Here is a 15,703-nt window from a genome sequence, read left to right as displayed (position 1 = left end):
GACAAAAACTTGCACAAATCTGCGCGCCGGGCTTGCTTGACACCCGTCATCGCCATCCCCAAAGCTCCGCACAGGCCATCCGCAGAAGAAGAACGCGCCCTTGAAACGGATTTTCGTCGCCCTGACTCTGGCCCTTTGCGCCGCCCCTGCGGCTCACGCCAAACCCGTCTGGGACGCTGCGCAGCTCGATGCACTGGCCGCCGATCCGTACTGGATCGCCCTCGGCCACTACGAAACCGCCAAGCTCGGCGGCTGGCGCAGCTACGTCGACGACGAGCGTTTCTTCCTGGCCGCCGACGGCGACAGCCAGCCGCGTGCCGAGCTGGCGGCGACCCTCGACGCGCTGTACGCCCCGGCCACGCTCGGCGACCAGCACCCGCAATGCGTCTACCCGGCTCGCACCCGCTGGCTGCGCGAGCGCCTGCAGCTCAACGACCTGCCGCAGCCCGACTGCGCCGAATTCAACGCCTGGTTCACCGATATCGCCCCGCACAGCACGGTGCTGGTGTTTCCCGCCGCCTACCTGAACAGCCCGTCGTCGATGTTCGGCCACACCCTGCTGCGCATCGACCAGGCCGACATCGACGAGAACAACACCGCGATGCTCAGCTACGCGCTGAACTTCGGTGCGTTCATCGAGGGCATGGACAACAGCATGCTGTACGCCTGGAAGGGCCTGATGGGCGGTTATCCCGGGCTGTTCGCGCTGGTGCCGTACCGCGAGAAGCTCTCCGAGTACCGCAGCCTGGAGAACCGCGACCTGTGGGAGTACCGGCTGAACCTCAGCGCCACGGAAACCGCGCGGATGGTCGAGCACGTCTGGGAACTCAAGCAGATCCGCTTCGACTACTACTTCTTCGACGAAAACTGCTCCTACCGGCTGCTCGAGCTGCTGGAGATCGCCCGCCCGGGCATCGAGCTGACCGACCAGTTCCCGATCAGCGCGATCCCCACCGACACCGTGCGCGCGGTGGAGAACGCCGGACTGGTGGCCAGCGTCGATTTCCGCCCCTCGCGCGAACGCGAGCTGCTGGCCCGCGCCAAGCCGCTCGATACCGGCGAGCAGGACTGGGCGCTGCGCCTCGCCGACGAGCCCGCCAGCGCGCTGGCCGACCCCGCGTTCGCCGCCCTGCCGCGCGAGCGCCAGGCGCTGATTCAGGATGCCGCGTTCCGCCTCGGCCGCTACCGCGCGGTTGGCGAAGCCCGCGATCCGGCCGCCGCAGCGCGCAGCTACGCGCTGCTCCAGGCGATCAACCGCAACCCGCCGCCAGAGCTGCAGATCGCCCGCCCCGACCAGCCCGAAGACGGCCATCCCTCGCGCACCTGGCAGCTCGGCGCCGGCAGCCGCGACGACCGTGCCTTCGCCGAATACGGCCTGCGCATGGCCTATCACGACCTCAACGACAACGCCTATGGCTTCCCGCTCGGCGCGCAGATCGAAATCCTCCAGCTCAAGCTGCGCCAGTACGAGGGCAACCACTGGCAGCTGCAGCGCCTCGACCTGGCCAACATCCGTTCGCTGACGCCGCGCAACGAGCTGCTGCAGCCCTGGTCCTGGCAGGTCGGCGGCGGCCTCGAGCGCGTGCTCGGCGAGGACGGCGACGAGCGCCTGGTCAGCCACCTGCAGGGTGGGGTTGGCGGCAGCTGGCAGCTCGGCGAGGAACTGCTCGGCTTCGCGCTCGGCACCCTGCGCATCGAGAACAACGAGGACTTCGCCGCCTTCATCGCCCCGGCCGCCGGCTTCAATAGCGGCCTGCTGTGGCGCAACCCGCTCGGCAACCTGAGCCTCGAAGCGCGCGGCGACTATTTCCACAACGGCGAAGTGCGCCGCAGCCTGGCGCTCAACCAGCAGTGGGAGCTGTCACGCAACCTCGGCGTGCGCCTGTCGGCGCAGCGCCAGTTCAGCCAGTTGGCCAGCCCGGTCAACGAGGTGTCGCTGGAATTGAAGTGGTATCACTACTGAAGCGCAGCGCCTGATTCGTAACGCGATACCCACGCGCGCACCGTGATGGGTATCGTTGGACGGCCACCGCTGCGCTGCGCCGCGAACCAGGCGCACAATAGGCCATCGCCCATACACGGACCCGGCCATGCACGCGCCCGCCCCTGAACTGCTGGAAGTCGCCGGCGGCAAACCGATCAAACTGTGGACCCACGGCGTGCCGGTGGAAGACGAAGCGCGCCGCCAGCTGCAGAACACCGCCAAGCTGCCGTTCATCTTCAAGCACATCGCGGTGATGCCCGACGTGCACGTCGGCAAGGGCTCGACCATCGGCAGCGTGATCCCCACCGTCGGCGCGATCATTCCCGCCGCGGTTGGCGTCGACATCGGCTGCGGGATGATTGCCGCGCGCACCTCGCTGATGGCCAGCGACCTGCCGGACAACCTGCACGGCCTGCGCCGCGCCATCGAGCAGGCCGTGCCGCACGGCAAGAGCTTCGGCAAGCGCGACAGCGGCGCCTGGCAAAGCGTGCCCGGCCATGCCGACCAGGCCTGGAAAGCGCTGGCCACGCGCTTCAAGCGGATCACCGACAAGTACCCGCGCCTGGAGAAGACCAACAACCGCAGCCACCTCGGCACCCTGGGCACCGGCAACCATTTCATCGAGGTCTGCCTCGACGAAGCGCAGCGCGTCTGGTTCATGCTGCACAGCGGCTCGCGCGGGGTCGGCAACGCGATCGGTACGCTATTCATCGAATTGGCCCAGGCCGACATGCGCCAGCATCTGGCCAACCTGCCGGACCGCGACCTCGCCTACTTCGAAGAAGGCAGCAGGCATTTCGCCGACTACGTCGAAGCGGTGGAGTGGGCGCAGGACTTCGCCCGGCAGAATCGCGCGCTGATGATGCAGGCGGTGATCGGCGCCGCCCGCCAGGTGCTGCGCAAACCCTTCGAGGCCGAGCTGGAGGCGGTCAACTGCCACCACAACTATGTGCAGCGCGAGCAGCACTTCGGCCGCGAGGTGCTGGTCACTCGCAAGGGCGCGGTGTCAGCGCAGCACGGCGAGCTGGGCATCATCCCCGGCAGCATGGGCGCGCAGAGCTACATCGTCCGCGGCCTGGGCAACGCGGAGGCGTTCTGCTCGTGCAGCCACGGCGCCGGGCGGGTGATGAGCCGCACGCAGGCGAAGAAACGCTACAGCGTCGCCGATCAGGTGCGCGCCACTGCGCACGTCGAATGTCGCAAGGACGCCGAGGTGATCGACGAGATCCCCATGGCCTACAAGAACATCGACGCAGTGATGGCCGCCCAGCGTGAGCTGGTCGAAGTGGTGCACACCCTGCGCCAGGTGGTCTGCGTCAAGGGTTGAGCCGTGCAACGCTTTGCCCACGGCATTTTGACAATTTGCCGACGTGGCGCGCGCGAGACTAAGCGCCTCTCCGCTCGCTTCGTTGTGACCCTGTGATGTGGCGCTCCCTGCCCCCGCTTCTGCTCGCCCTGCTGCTCGCCGGCTGCCAATCGACCCACGACTACCTGCTCGAGCAAGGCTATCCGCCCGCCTATGCCGATGGCTTCCGCGACGGCTGCAGCAGCGGCCGCCAAGCCAACGGCTCGATCAGCGCCGGCTTCAGCAAGGATGTGCCGCGCTACCTGGCCGACCGGCACTACGAAGGCGGCTGGGATGACGGCTTTCGCCAATGCCAGGCGATGGCCGCCAGCGAAGAGCGCCGCCAGTACGAGCAGCAGCGCAACGAGGATCGCGACGACGACTGGCAGCAGGACAAGAGTCGCGGCACCAGCCGGGCATTGTTTGGCCACTGAGTGCACAAACACAAACGGGGCCTTGTGGCCCCGTTTGGTATTGCGGCGCTAGTGCGCCAGCGGCAGGTCAAGCGGACTCAGACCACGCCTTGGGCCAGCATGGCGTCGGCCACCTTGACGAAGCCGGCGATGTTGGCGCCTTTCACATAGTTGATGCGGCCCTGCTCTTCGCCGTGGTGCACACAGGCGTGGTGGATGTTCTGCATGATGCCGTGCAGACGCTGATCCACTTCTCCGGCAGTCCAGTGCAGGCGCATGGCGTTCTGGCTCATCTCCAGACCGCTGGTGGCCACGCCGCCGGCGTTCGACGCCTTGCCCGGCGCGTAGAGGATGCCGGCCTCGATGAACAGGTCCACGGCTTCCAGCGTCGAGGGCATGTTGGCGCCCTCGGCGACGCAGATGCAGCCGGCCTTGAGCAGTGCCCGTGCGTCGTCGGCGTCCAGCTCGTTCTGCGTCGCGCACGGCAGCGCGATGTCGCAGGCCAGGCGCCACGGGCGTTGGCCGGCGAGGAACTGCAGGCCGAAGTGCGCGGCCATCTCGCTGATGCGCCCACGACGGACGTTCTTCAGGTCCATCAGGTAGTCCCACTGCTCCGGGGTCAGCCCCGCTTCGGCGAACAGCGTGCCTTCGGAGTCGGACAGTGAGATCACCTTGCCTCCCAGCTCCATGACCTTCTGCGCCGCATACTGGGCGACGTTGCCGGAACCAGAGATCGCCACGCGCTTGCCGTCGAAGCCCTGGTTCTGGCGCTTGAGCATCTCCTGGGCGAAGTACACGCAGCCGTAGCCGGTCGCTTCGGGGCGGATCAGGCTGCCGCCGTAGGTCAGGCCCTTGCCGGTGAGCACCGAGGTGAACTCGTTGGCCAGGCGCTTGTACTGGCCGAACATGAAGCCGATCTCGCGACCGCCGACGCCGATGTCACCGGCCGGCACGTCGAGGTCGGCGCCGACATGGCGGTACAGCTCGCTCATGAACGACTGGCAGAAACGCATCACTTCACCGTCGCTCTTGCCCTTCGGGTCGAAGTCCGCGCCGCCCTTGCCGCCGCCCATGGGCAGCGAGGTCAGCGAGTTCTTGAACACCTGCTCGAAGGCGAGGAACTTCAGCACGCCGAGGTTCACCGACGGGTGGAAGCGCAGACCGCCCTTGTACGGACCGATGGCGCTGCTCATCTGCACCCGGAAGCCGCGGTTGACCCGCACCTTGCCCTGATCGTCGACCCACGGCACGCGGAACAGGATGGCCCGCTCCGGCTCGACGATGCGCTCGACGATGCCGGCTTCGAGGTAGTGCGGATGGGCTTCGAGGAACGGCCACAGGCTGCGCAGCACCTCTTCTACCGCCTGGTGGAATTCGGGCTGGTCGGGGTCGCGGCGCTTGAGCTGGTTGAGGAAAGCATCAACAGAAAGGGTCATGGCAGAGGTACCGGCGTTGGACTGTCTTCTTTTTTGAGGCGCCGGACTTTATCAGGCTGAAAAGCACCTTTACAGTGCATTATGTCGCCATGATGTATCTTTTTGGTGCAAATGTGTAAACAGCGGTTCCCGCAGCCATAAAAAAACGGGGCCCGTAGGCCCCGTTCTTGAGTGCGCGTTACTGTGCCAGCTTCTTGTAGCGCACCCGGTGCGGCTGGGCGGCCGCCTCGCCGAGGCGTTTCTTGCGATCGGCTTCGAACTCGGTGTAGTTGCCTTCGAAGAAGGTCACCTGGCCGTCGTCCTCGTAGGAGAGGATGTGGGTGGCCACGCGGTCGAGGAACCAACGATCGTGAGAGATCACGATGGCGGCGCCGGGGAAGTCCAGCAGTGCTTCTTCCAGCGCACGCAGGGTTTCCACGTCGAGGTCGTTGGACGGTTCGTCGAGCAGCAGCACGTTGGCGCCCTGCTTGAGGGTCAGCGCCAGGTGCAGACGGCCGCGCTCACCACCGGAGAGGTCCTTGACGAACTTCTGCTGGTCGGCGCCCTTGAAGTTGAAGCGCCCGACGTAGCCACGCGACGGCACCTCGTAGTTGCCGACCTTGATCATGTCGAAGCCGTCGGAAATCATTTCCCACACGGTCTTCTTGCCTTCCAGGTCGTCGCGGCTCTGGTCGACGCACGCCAGTTCGACGGTGTCGCCGATCTCGATGCTGCCCGAATCCGGCTGCTCCTTGCCCATCAGCATGCGGAACAGCGTGGACTTACCGGCACCGTTACCGCCGATCACGCCGACGATCGCGCCTTTCGGCATGCTGAACGACAGGTTGTCGATCAGCTGGCGATCGCCATAGCCCTTGCTGACGTTCTTGAATTCGATGACCTTGTCGCCCAGGCGCTGGCCGGCGGGGATGTAGATCTCGTTGGTCTCGCTGCGCTTCTGGAATTCCTGCGATTGCATTTCCTCGAAGCGCTGCAGACGGGCCTTGGACTTCGACTGGCGGGCCTTGGCGCCTTTGCGCACCCACTCCAGTTCGTCCTTCATGGCCTTTTCGTGGGCCGACTGCTGCTTGGACTCCTGCTCCAGACGTGCGGACTTGGTTTCCAGCCAGCCGGAGTAGTTGCCCTCGTAGGGGATGCCCGCGCCGCGGTCGAGTTCGAGAATCCAGCCGGCGACGTTGTCGAGGAAGTAGCGATCGTGGGTGATCGCCACCACGGTGCCGGGGAAGTCGTGGAGGAAACGCTCCAGCCAGGCCACCGAGTCGGCGTCCAGGTGGTTGGTCGGTTCGTCGAGCAGCAGCATGTCGGGGGCCGACAGCAGCAGGCGGCACAGCGCCACGCGGCGCTTCTCGCCACCGGACAGGTGGGCGACCTTGGCCTCCCAGGCCGGCAGACGCAGGGCGTCGGCGGCGACTTCCAGCTGGCGCTCGAGGTTGTGGCCGTCGGCGGCCTGCAGGATGGCTTCCAGCTTGCCCTGCTCGGCGGCCAGCGCGTCGAAATCAGCATCCGGCTCGGCGTAGGCGGCGTACACCTCGTCGAGGCGGGCCTGGGCGTCCTTGATCACGCTGACCGCTTCTTCGACCACTTCGCGGACGGTCTTCTCCGGATCGAGCTGCGGCTCCTGCGGCAGGTAGCCGACGTTGATGCCGGGCATCGGCCGGGCTTCGCCGTCGAACTCGGTGTCGACCCCGGCCATGATGCGCAGCAGGGTGGACTTACCGGAACCGTTGAGGCCGAGCACGCCGATCTTCGCGCCGGGGAAGAACGACAGGGAGATGTTCTTGAGGATTTCCCGCTTCGGCGGCACGACCTTGCCGAGCCGATGCATGGTGTAGACGTATTGAGCCATTGGGCACCTAGCTGCTGATGACAGAACAAACAGAGGGGAAGCGACAGGACGGGAACGACGCCAGGCCTGCGACCACGTCACGGCCCTGGGCCGGCGGATCGATTTCTCTGGCGTATGCGGTGTTACGCCAGCGCTCCCACGCGCGTGCGGCAAAGCTACCGGATTGCGCCAGACAGGGCAAACCGGCACTCGTCGGCAAGGCTGGCACCTGGCCATATTTATAGGCATGCTAACCGGCTGCATTCGTCGGGAAATTTCGCGAAATCGCGCTCCATCGCTCAAGCACTCGCGGGATCAGGCCGACAAGCTGTCGACCGGGAACGCAGGCCGAGCCGCCACTGTCCTGATCATGTCGTCCTCGCAGGAAATCCAGTCGTGTCCACACCGCCATCTGCCCAGCTCTCCCCTGCGTCGCCGGCCCGTGCCCTGGCGCGGCTGTTTGGCGCGGTGAAGGGCCTGCCGCTGGCCCTGGCGCTACTGCTGCTGACCCTGCTCGGCTGGCAGCTACAGCAGGAAGTCGGACAGCAGCTGGACCATCAGCGCCAGCGCGAAAGCGAGTTCGGCCGCCGCCTCGCCGAACATTTCACCCTGACCATGGAGCTCAAGGCGCAGGCCTGCCTGGCGCTGCTCAGCCATCGCGACCCCAGCGACGACCCGACCCAGACCCTGCGCAGCGTGCTGCCGACGCTGCGCGCGGTAAGCCTGCTGGACCCGAACGATCCCGGCAGCCCGCGGCTGCGCGCGCAGATCGACGCGCTGCGCACCAGCCAGACCACGCGCAACTACCGCTTCAGCTCGCGGCCCGACGGCCAGGCCGAACTGCTCCTGCGCCTCGACGACCAGCAGTACTGGCGAGTTCAGCTCGGCGCCGATGCGCTGCAGCAGGGCCTGCACGGCTTCGACGAAGGCCGCCATCGCTGGCTGCTGAGCGACGCCCAGAGCGGCCAGGTGGCGGTGCGCCAGGGCGGCGACGGCCCCGCAGCGAGCCGCGCGGCACTGATGACCGCGCGCGAACACGCCACGCAACTGCTCGACATCCCCCTCGAAGGCAGCGACTGGCGCCTGCATGTGCTGTTCGACAGCCGCCAGGCCACCCTCGCCCTGGTACCGATGCTGGCCGGGCGGATCCTGCTGTTCGGCCTGTGCATCGCCTTCGCCCTGTACATCCTCGGCCGCCTGCAGCGCCAGCAGCTCGGCCTGCGCGAGGAGAACGCCCGCTCGCTGCGCGAGCTGCGCCAGGCCGACGAGGCGCTGTGCGCCATCGACGAATGCCTGCTGGTCAGCGATGCCGAGGGCGTGCTGCGCTACCTCAATCCACAGGCCGAACAGCTGCTCGGCCTGAGCGCCAAGCTGGCCCTCGCGCGCCAGCTCGCCACCCTGCTGCCGACGGTCGCGGTGGCCGCCGAAGACAGCGACGGCGAACCGGTGCAGCTGAACCTGGCGCCGCACGGCGAGCCGCGCCTGTTTGCGGTCAAGCGCAGCCCACTGGAACAGGGCGGGCACGCCTGGGTGCTGCGCGACGTGACCGACAAGCAGCGCTCGCTGCAGGTGCTGGAGGAAGCCCGGCGGCGCTACCAGAACATCTTCGAAGGCAGTGGCATCGGCCTCTGCCTGCTCGACCTCAGCGCCCTGCACGCCTACCTGCAGCAGCTCGGCCTGCACGACAGCCCGCGTCTTCAGCAGTGGCTGGACGACCACCCAGCGCGGCATGTCGAGGTGCTGCGCCACCTGCATTTCACCGAAGCCAACCAGATGGCCCTGCGCCTGCTCGGCGTGGACTCGCCGCGGGCGATCTGGGACCACCTGATCGGCCAGGGTGGCGTGCGCCCGAGCGGCTTCCGCTTCCGCCTGATGGCCGCACTGATCGAAGGCCAGCGGCAGACCGAGCTGGAAACCCGGATCATCACGCCGCAGGGCCATGAGCGGCACCTGTGGCTGCAGATCTACCTGCCCGAGCACACCGCCGACTATCGCGCGGTGACCCTGAGCATCAACGACATCACCAGCCGCAAGCGCGTCGAGCTGTCGCTGATCGAGCGCGAGCGCTTCTGGTCGCAGGTGGTCCGCAGCCTGCCCGACACCCTCTACGTGCACGACCTGCAGAGCCGCCGGGTACTGTTCCACAACAACCGCCTGGGCCCGGACCTCGGCTACAGCAAGGACGAACTGCGCGCCCTCGGCGAGCGCATGTGGGAAAAGATCCTGCATCCCGACGACCAGGAGCTGTACCAGCGCATGCGCAACCTGCAGCAGGTGGTCGCCAGCGCTCAGCTGCTCACCTGCCAGCTGCGCTGGCGCCACCGCGACGGCAGCTGGCACTGGTTCGACATCCGCGAACAGGCGCTGAGCCGCGACTCGCACGGCCGGGTTAGCCGCCTGATCGGCGTGGCCAAGGACATCACCGAGCAGATCGAGGGCAGCCAGTCGTTGCTGGCCAGCAAGCAGCGCTACCGGCTGCTGGCAGAAAGCATCAGCGACGTGATCTTCTCCACCGACAGCTGCCTGCAGCTCAACTATGTCAGCCCGTCGACCTTCGGGACCCTCGGCTACAGCGGCGACTGGCTGCTGCAGAACGGCCTGACGCCGCTGCTCGCCAACCCGCGCCAGGTCGAAGGGGTGTTCGCGCTGATCGACGAGGTGCGCGATGCCCTCGGCCATCCGCGCCGCCTGGCCGAGCTGCGCCGCCGCCTGACCACCCAGCTGTTCATCTTCGACAGCCTGCACGCCGACGGCCGCAAGCTGCCCATGGAACTGCGCCTGAGCCCGATCTGGAACGACAACGGCGGCTTCGAAGGCCTGCTCGGCGTGGCACGCGACATCAGCCAGCAGCGCCGCGCCGAGAAAGAGCTGCGCATGGCCGCGACGGTATTCGAGCACTCCACCTCCGCAATCATGGTCACCGACCCGGCCGGCTACATCGTCCAGGTCAACGACGCCTTCACCCGGGTCAGCGGCTACGCACCGAGCGACGTCCTCGACCAGTTGCCCGGCATGCTCACCGCCGACCGCCAGCAGGCGCAGCAACTGCAGTACGTGATGACCCAGCTCAACCTGCGCGGCAGCTGGGAAGGCGAGCTGTGGCTCAAGCGCCGCGACGGTGAAGCCTTCCCAGCCTGGGTCGGCATCACCGCGGTGCAGGACGAAGAAGGCGACCTGGTCAGCTACGTGTGCTTCTTCAGCGACATCAGCGAGCGCAAGGCCAGCGAGCAGCGCATCCACCGCCTGGCCTACTACGACGCGCTCACCCACCTGCCGAATCGCACGCTGTTCCAGGACCGCCTGCACACCGCCCTGCAGCATGCCGACCGGCATCAGGAGTGGGTAGTGCTGATGTTCCTCGACCTCGACCGTTTCAAGCCGATCAACGACTCGCTCGGTCATGCCGCCGGCGACCGCATGCTCAAGGACGTCGCGATCCGCCTGGCTGCCTGCGTCGCCGAGGACGATACCGTGGCGCGCATGGGCGGCGACGAGTTCACCCTCCTGCTGCAGCCGCGCACCACCCGCGAAGGCGCGCTGAACCGGGCGATCCACGTCGCCGAGCAGATTCTCGCCAGCCTGGCCCGACCGTTCATCCTCGAAGGCCGTGAATTCTTCGTCACCGCCAGCATCGGCATCGCCCTCAGCCCGCAGGACGGCCGCGAGTTGAGTCAGCTGATGAAGAATGCCGACACCGCGATGTACCACGCCAAGGAACGCGGCAAGAACAACTTCCAGTTCTATCAGGCCGAGATGAACGCCTCGGCGCTGGAGCGCCTGGAGCTGGAAAGCGACCTGCGCCACGCCCTCGAGCAGAACGAGTTCGTCCTTCACTACCAGCCGCAGTTCAGCGGCAACGGCCAGCGCCTGACCGGCGTCGAGGCGCTGCTGCGCTGGCGCCACCCGCGCCGCGGCCTGGTGCCGCCGAGCGAGTTCATCCCGGTGCTGGAAGAGCTCGGCCTGGTGGTGCAGGTCGGCGACTGGGTGCTGGGCGAGGCCTGCCGGCAGTTCCGCCACTGGCAGAACAGCGGTGTGCGGGTGCCGAAGATCGCCGTCAACCTGTCGGCACGACAGTTCGCCGAAGGTCTGCTCGCCGAGCGCATCGCCGAAATCCTCGGCGGCAGCGGCGTGGCGCCGGCGTGCCTGGAGCTGGAGATCACCGAAAGTATCCTGATGCGCGACGTCGACGCGGCGCTGCAGACCCTCGCCGACTTCAAGCGCCTTGGCGTGTCCATCGCGGTCGACGACTTCGGCACCGGCTACTCGTCGCTCAACTACCTCAAGCAATTCCCCATCGACGTGCTGAAGATCGACCGCAGCTTCGTCGACGGCCTGCCGTCCGGCGAGCAGGACGCGCAGATCGCCCGCGCCATCATCGCCATGGCGCATAGCCTGAACCTCGCGGTGATCGCCGAGGGTGTGGAGAGCGTCGCCCAGCTGGACTTCCTGCGCGAGCACCATTGCGACGACGTGCAGGGCTTCCTGTTCGGCAAGCCGATGCCGGCTCACCAGTTCGCTGCGCAGTTCGGCGGCGCCGCGCTGTTCATCTTCGACTGAGCGGCGCTGGCGGCCAGGTGAATTCCGCTCGTCCGTGACGTGATTGCCTTTCATACCCCAGCCAGGAAGGGATGCGTTAGAATGCGCGCCTTCCCCCAGTACCGATCCTTATGAGGACCGCCATGTTCAGCCGTGATTTGACCCTCGCCCGCTACGATGCCGAACTCTTTGCCGCGATGGAGCAAGAAGCCCAACGCCAGGAAGAACACATCGAGCTGATCGCCTCGGAAAACTACACCAGCCCGGCGGTCATGGAAGCCCAGGGTTCGGTCCTCACCAACAAGTACGCCGAAGGCTACCCGGGCAAGCGCTACTACGGTGGTTGCGAGTACGTCGACGTGGTCGAGCAACTGGCCATCGACCGCGCCAAGCAACTGTTCGGTGCCGACTACGCCAACGTCCAGCCGCACGCCGGCTCGCAGGCCAACGCCGCGGTCTACCTGGCCCTGCTCAGCGCCGGTGACACCATCCTCGGCATGAGCCTGGCCCACGGTGGTCACCTGACCCACGGCGCCAGCGTGTCCTCGTCCGGCAAGCTGTACCACGCCGTGCAGTACGGCATCACCGATGCCGGCCTGATCGACTACGACGAAGTCGAGCGCCTGGCCGTTGAGCACAAGCCGAAGATGATCGTTGCTGGCTTCTCCGCCTACTCGCAGGTGCTGGACTTCGCCCGCTTCCGCGCCATCGCCGACAAGGTCGGTGCCTACCTGTTCGTCGACATGGCCCACGTGGCCGGTCTGGTTGCCGCTGGCGTGTACCCGAACCCGGTACCGTTCGCCGACGTGGTCACCACCACCACTCACAAGACCCTGCGCGGCCCGCGCGGCGGCCTGATCCTCGCGCGCAAGAACGAGGAGATCGAGAAGAAGCTCAACTCCGCGGTCTTCCCGGGTGCCCAGGGCGGCCCGCTGGAGCACGTCATCGCCGCCAAGGCAGTGTGCTTCAAGGAAGCCCTGCAGCCGGAATTCAAGACCTACCAGCAGCAGGTCGTGAAGAACGCCCAGACCATGGCCCAGGTGTTCATCGAGCGCGGCTTCGACGTGGTCTCCGGTGGCACGCAGAACCACCTGTTCCTGCTCTCGCTGATCAAGCAGGACATCACCGGAAAGGATGCCGACGCCGCCCTCGGCCGCGCGTTCATCACCGTGAACAAGAACAGCGTGCCGAACGACCCACGTTCGCCGTTCGTCACCTCCGGTCTGCGCATCGGCACCCCGGCCGTAACCACCCGCGGCTTCAAGGAAGCCGAGTGCCGTGAGCTGGCCGGCTGGATCTGCGACATCCTCGAGAACATGGGCGACGAGTCCGTGGTCGACAGCGTGCGCGCCAAGGTCAAGGCGGTATGCGCCAAGTTCGCCGTGTACGGCAACTAAGCCCAGCCCTGCAACGAAGAAGCCCGGCCTAGCGCCGGGCTTTTTTGTGCGCGTAGCCAAAATCGCCCGCTGTGCGCCATCTACCGTAGGCGCGACCTCATTCGCGTTCGGCGGTCACCGCCGCCTGTCGTGGATGAATTCGCCGCTACAAAAGCGTCGGCCATAAAAAAGGGCCCCGAAGGGCCCTTTTCATTCAGCTAGACGACTCAGACGCCGGAGGCTTCAGCCGCCGCGACGTCCTTGATCGACAGCTTGATGCGGCCGCGGTTGTCCACGTCCAGCACCAGGACCTTCACTTCCTGACCTTCCTGCAGCACGTCGGTGACTTTCTCGACGCGCTGATCGCTCAGCATCGAGATGTGCACCAGACCGTCTTTGCCCGGCAGGATGTTGACGAAGGCACCGAAGTCGACGATGCGCTCGACGCGACCCACGTAGATCTTGCCGATTTCCGCTTCCGCGGTGATCGCCAGGACGCGTTGCTTGGCCGCTTCGGCCGCTTCCTTGGTCTCGCCGAAGATCTTAATCGAGCCATCGTCTTCGATGTCGATCGACGCCTTAGTCTCTTCGCAGATACCACGGATGGTCGCGCCACCCTTGCCGATGACGTCGCGGATCTTGTCCTGGTCGATCTTCATCGCCAGCATGGTCGGGGCGTTCTCCGACAGCTCGCTGCGCGACTGGGCGATCACCTGGTTCATCTGGCCGAGGATGTTCAGACGCGCTTCCAGCGCCTGATTCAGAGCGATCTCCATGATCTCTTCGGTGATGCCCTGGATCTTGATGTCCATCTGCAGCGCGGTGACGCCATTGGCGGTACCGGCCACTTTGAAGTCCATGTCGCCGAGGTGGTCTTCGTCACCGAGGATGTCGGTGAGGACCGCGAACTTGTCGCCTTCCTTGACCAGACCCATAGCGATACCGGCCACCGGCGCCTTCATCGGCACGCCGGCATCCATCAGTGCGAGGGACGCGCCGCACACCGAAGCCATCGAGGAGGAACCGTTGGACTCGGTGATTTCCGAGACGATACGGATGGTGTACGGGAACTCGTCGGCAGCCGGCAGCATGGCGGCGACGCCACGACGGGCCAGGCGGCCGTGACCGATTTCGCGGCGACCGGTGGCGCCCATGCGACCACACTCACCGACCGAGTACGGCGGGAAGTTGTAGTGCAGCATGAAGGGGTCTTTGCGCTCGCCTTCGAGGGTGTCGAGCAGCTGAGCGTCACGCGCGGTACCGAGGGTGGCCACGACCAGCGCCTGGGTTTCGCCACGGGTGAACAGCGCCGAACCGTGGGTCTTGTCGAGCACGCCGACTTCGATGTTCAGACCACGTACGGTGCGAGTGTCGCGACCGTCGATACGCGGCTTGCCGTTGACGATGTTCTCGCGCACGGTGCGGTATTCGATCAGGCCGAAAGCGTCCTTGACCTCACCGGCCGGGGACTTGCCGTCTTCTTCACCAGCGAAGGTGGCGACGACCTGGTCGCGCAGCTCGCCGAGGCGGTTGTAGCGGTCCTGCTTGACGGTGATGGTGTAGGCCTGGGAGATGGCATCACCGAACTCCGCCTTGATGGCGTTCAGCAGTGCGCTGTTCTCGACCGGAGCGGTCCAGTTCCAACGCGGCTTGCCGGCTTCGGCAGCCAGCTCTTCAACGGCCTTGATCACCGCCTGGAATTCGTCGTGGGCGAACAGCACGCCACCCAGCATCTGGTCTTCGGTCAGCTCTTTGGCTTCCGATTCAACCATCAGCACAGCGTCCTTGGTACCGGCCACGACCATGTCCAGGCTGGAAGCTTTGAGCTGCTCGTAGGTCGGGTTCAGCAGGTAGCCGGTTTCCGGGTGGAAGGCCACGCGCGCGGCACCGATCGGGCCATCGAACGGGATACCGGAGATCGCCAGGGCCGCCGAAGTACCGATCATCGCAGCGATGTCCGGATCGGTTTTCTTGCTGGTGGAGATCACGGTGCAGATGACCTGCACTTCGTTGAGGAAGCCTTCCGGGAACAGCGGGCGGATCGGACGGTCGATCAGACGCGAGGTGAGGGTCTCCTTCTCGGAGGGACGCGCTTCACGCTTGAAGAAGCCACCGGGGATCTTGCCGGCTGCGTAGGCTTTTTCCTGATAGTGCACGGACAGCGGGAAGAAGCCCTTGCCCGGATCGGCTTGCTTGGCACCGACCACGGTTACCAGCACGCTGACGTCGTTGTCGACGGTAACCAGCACGGCGCCGCTGGCCTGACGGGCGATACGGCCAGTCTCGAGGGTGACGGTCGACTGACCGAATTGGAATTTCTTGATAACCGGGTTCACGGTGATTTTCCTTCTCTTTGTTGCCTTTGGGGAAATTGGCGGAAGTGTCGGGAGTCGGACCCGAGGCAGTCCCTAAAAAGCTTGAAGCTGGAAACCCGAAGCTGGGAACAAGCGCGATGTCCTGTTCCCAGCCTCCGGAGTCCAGCTTCCAGCTCGCTTGCGTCTTAGCGACGCAGGCCCAGGCGACCGATCAGGGCGCTGTAACGAGAGGCGTCCTTACCCTTCAGGTAGTCCAGCAGCTTGCGGCGCTGGTTAACCATACGGATCAAGCCACGACGCGAGTGGTGGTCTTTGCCGTTGGCCTTGAAGTGGTCCTGCAGCTTGTTGATGTTGGCGGACAGCAGTGCAACCTGCACTTCCGGCGAGCCAGTGTCACCTTCAGCTTGCTTGTAATCGTTAACGATCTGGGCTTTTTCTTCGACGCTCAGTGCCATGATGGGCTCCTTGAGTGA

The 15,703-nt window shown here is 65.9% G+C and carries 9 protein-coding genes; 5 read left to right on the top strand and 4 right to left on the bottom strand.

Annotation, left to right across the window (positions count from 1 at the left end):
- Positions 1 to 100: 100 nt before the first annotated feature.
- The 3 genes from JQX08_RS20370 to JQX08_RS20360 all read left to right on the top strand — a co-directional run bounded on the left by JQX08_RS20370 (position 101) and on the right by JQX08_RS20360 (position 3,763).
- Positions 101 to 1,963 carry an Lnb N-terminal periplasmic domain-containing protein gene (locus JQX08_RS20370; RefSeq protein ID WP_488169045.1) on the top strand — a complete coding sequence of 621 codons (1,863 nt, stop codon included), beginning with the start codon at positions 101 to 103 and terminating at the stop codon, positions 1,961 to 1,963.
- Positions 1,964 to 2,090: 127 nt separating this feature from the next.
- Entirely contained in the window at positions 2,091 to 3,311 is a 1,221-nt protein-coding gene (locus JQX08_RS20365) for an RtcB family protein (protein ID WP_205350251.1), read from the top strand.
- A 95-nt stretch (positions 3,312 to 3,406) separates the two neighbouring features.
- Entirely contained in the window at positions 3,407 to 3,763 is a 357-nt protein-coding gene (locus JQX08_RS20360) for a hypothetical protein (protein WP_205350250.1), read from the top strand.
- A 77-nt stretch (positions 3,764 to 3,840) separates the two neighbouring features.
- On the opposite strand, the gene gdhA is transcribed toward JQX08_RS20360, so the two are convergent.
- A complete protein-coding gene (gdhA, locus tag JQX08_RS20355; RefSeq protein ID WP_205350249.1) occupies positions 3,841 to 5,178 on the bottom strand; it encodes an NADP-specific glutamate dehydrogenase in 1,338 nt (445 codons plus the stop codon).
- Positions 5,179 to 5,356: 178 nt separating this feature from the next.
- The gene (ettA, locus tag JQX08_RS20350; protein ID WP_205350248.1) at positions 5,357 to 7,024 is read right to left on the bottom strand and encodes an energy-dependent translational throttle protein EttA; all 1,668 of its coding nucleotides are present in this window, start codon (positions 7,022 to 7,024) and stop codon (positions 5,357 to 5,359) included.
- 375 nt (positions 7,025 to 7,399) lie between these two features.
- Here ettA and JQX08_RS20345 point away from each other — a divergent pair, with 375 nt between their 5' ends.
- Complete coding sequence (locus JQX08_RS20345; protein ID WP_430472554.1) at positions 7,400 to 11,560, top strand: sensor domain-containing protein; 4,161 nt, start codon at positions 7,400 to 7,402, stop codon at positions 11,558 to 11,560.
- A gap of 122 nt (positions 11,561 to 11,682) precedes the next feature.
- Complete coding sequence (gene glyA / locus JQX08_RS20340; RefSeq protein ID WP_205350246.1) at positions 11,683 to 12,936, top strand: serine hydroxymethyltransferase; 1,254 nt, start codon at positions 11,683 to 11,685, stop codon at positions 12,934 to 12,936.
- Between the two features lie 206 nt (positions 12,937 to 13,142).
- Here glyA and pnp read toward each other — a convergent pair whose 3' ends face one another.
- Together pnp and rpsO are read right to left on the bottom strand one after the other, a co-directional pair.
- Positions 13,143 to 15,251 carry a polyribonucleotide nucleotidyltransferase gene (gene pnp / locus JQX08_RS20335; RefSeq protein WP_205350245.1) on the bottom strand — a complete coding sequence of 703 codons (2,109 nt, stop codon included), beginning with the start codon at positions 15,249 to 15,251 and terminating at the stop codon, positions 13,143 to 13,145.
- Between the two features lie 164 nt (positions 15,252 to 15,415).
- Positions 15,416 to 15,685, bottom strand: coding sequence for a 30S ribosomal protein S15 (gene rpsO / locus JQX08_RS20330; RefSeq protein WP_205350244.1), 270 nt, complete (start codon positions 15,683 to 15,685; stop codon positions 15,416 to 15,418).
- Positions 15,686 to 15,703 lie beyond the last annotated feature (18 nt).

Origin of the sequence: Zestomonas insulae, assembly GCF_016901015.1 — a bacterium.
GTDB classification, from domain to species: domain Bacteria; phylum Pseudomonadota; class Gammaproteobacteria; order Pseudomonadales; family Pseudomonadaceae; genus Aquipseudomonas; species Aquipseudomonas insulae.
Note: the sequence above shows the minus strand (reverse complement) of the source record. Positions and strands in the feature narration are given on the sequence as shown.

Coding starts and splice junctions, on each gene's coding strand:
- JQX08_RS20365 (WP_205350251.1), top strand. CDS start 2,091: ATGCACGCGCCCGCCCCTGAACTGCTGGAAGTCGCCGGCGGCAAACCG.
- JQX08_RS20360 (WP_205350250.1), top strand. CDS start 3,407: ATGTGGCGCTCCCTGCCCCCGCTTCTGCTCGCCCTGCTGCTCGCCGGC.
- gdhA (WP_205350249.1), bottom strand. CDS start 5,178: ATGACCCTTTCTGTTGATGCTTTCCTCAACCAGCTCAAGCGCCGCGAC.
- ettA (WP_205350248.1), bottom strand. CDS start 7,024: ATGGCTCAATACGTCTACACCATGCATCGGCTCGGCAAGGTCGTGCCG.
- glyA (WP_205350246.1), top strand. CDS start 11,683: ATGTTCAGCCGTGATTTGACCCTCGCCCGCTACGATGCCGAACTCTTT.
- rpsO (WP_205350244.1), bottom strand. CDS start 15,685: ATGGCACTGAGCGTCGAAGAAAAAGCCCAGATCGTTAACGATTACAAG.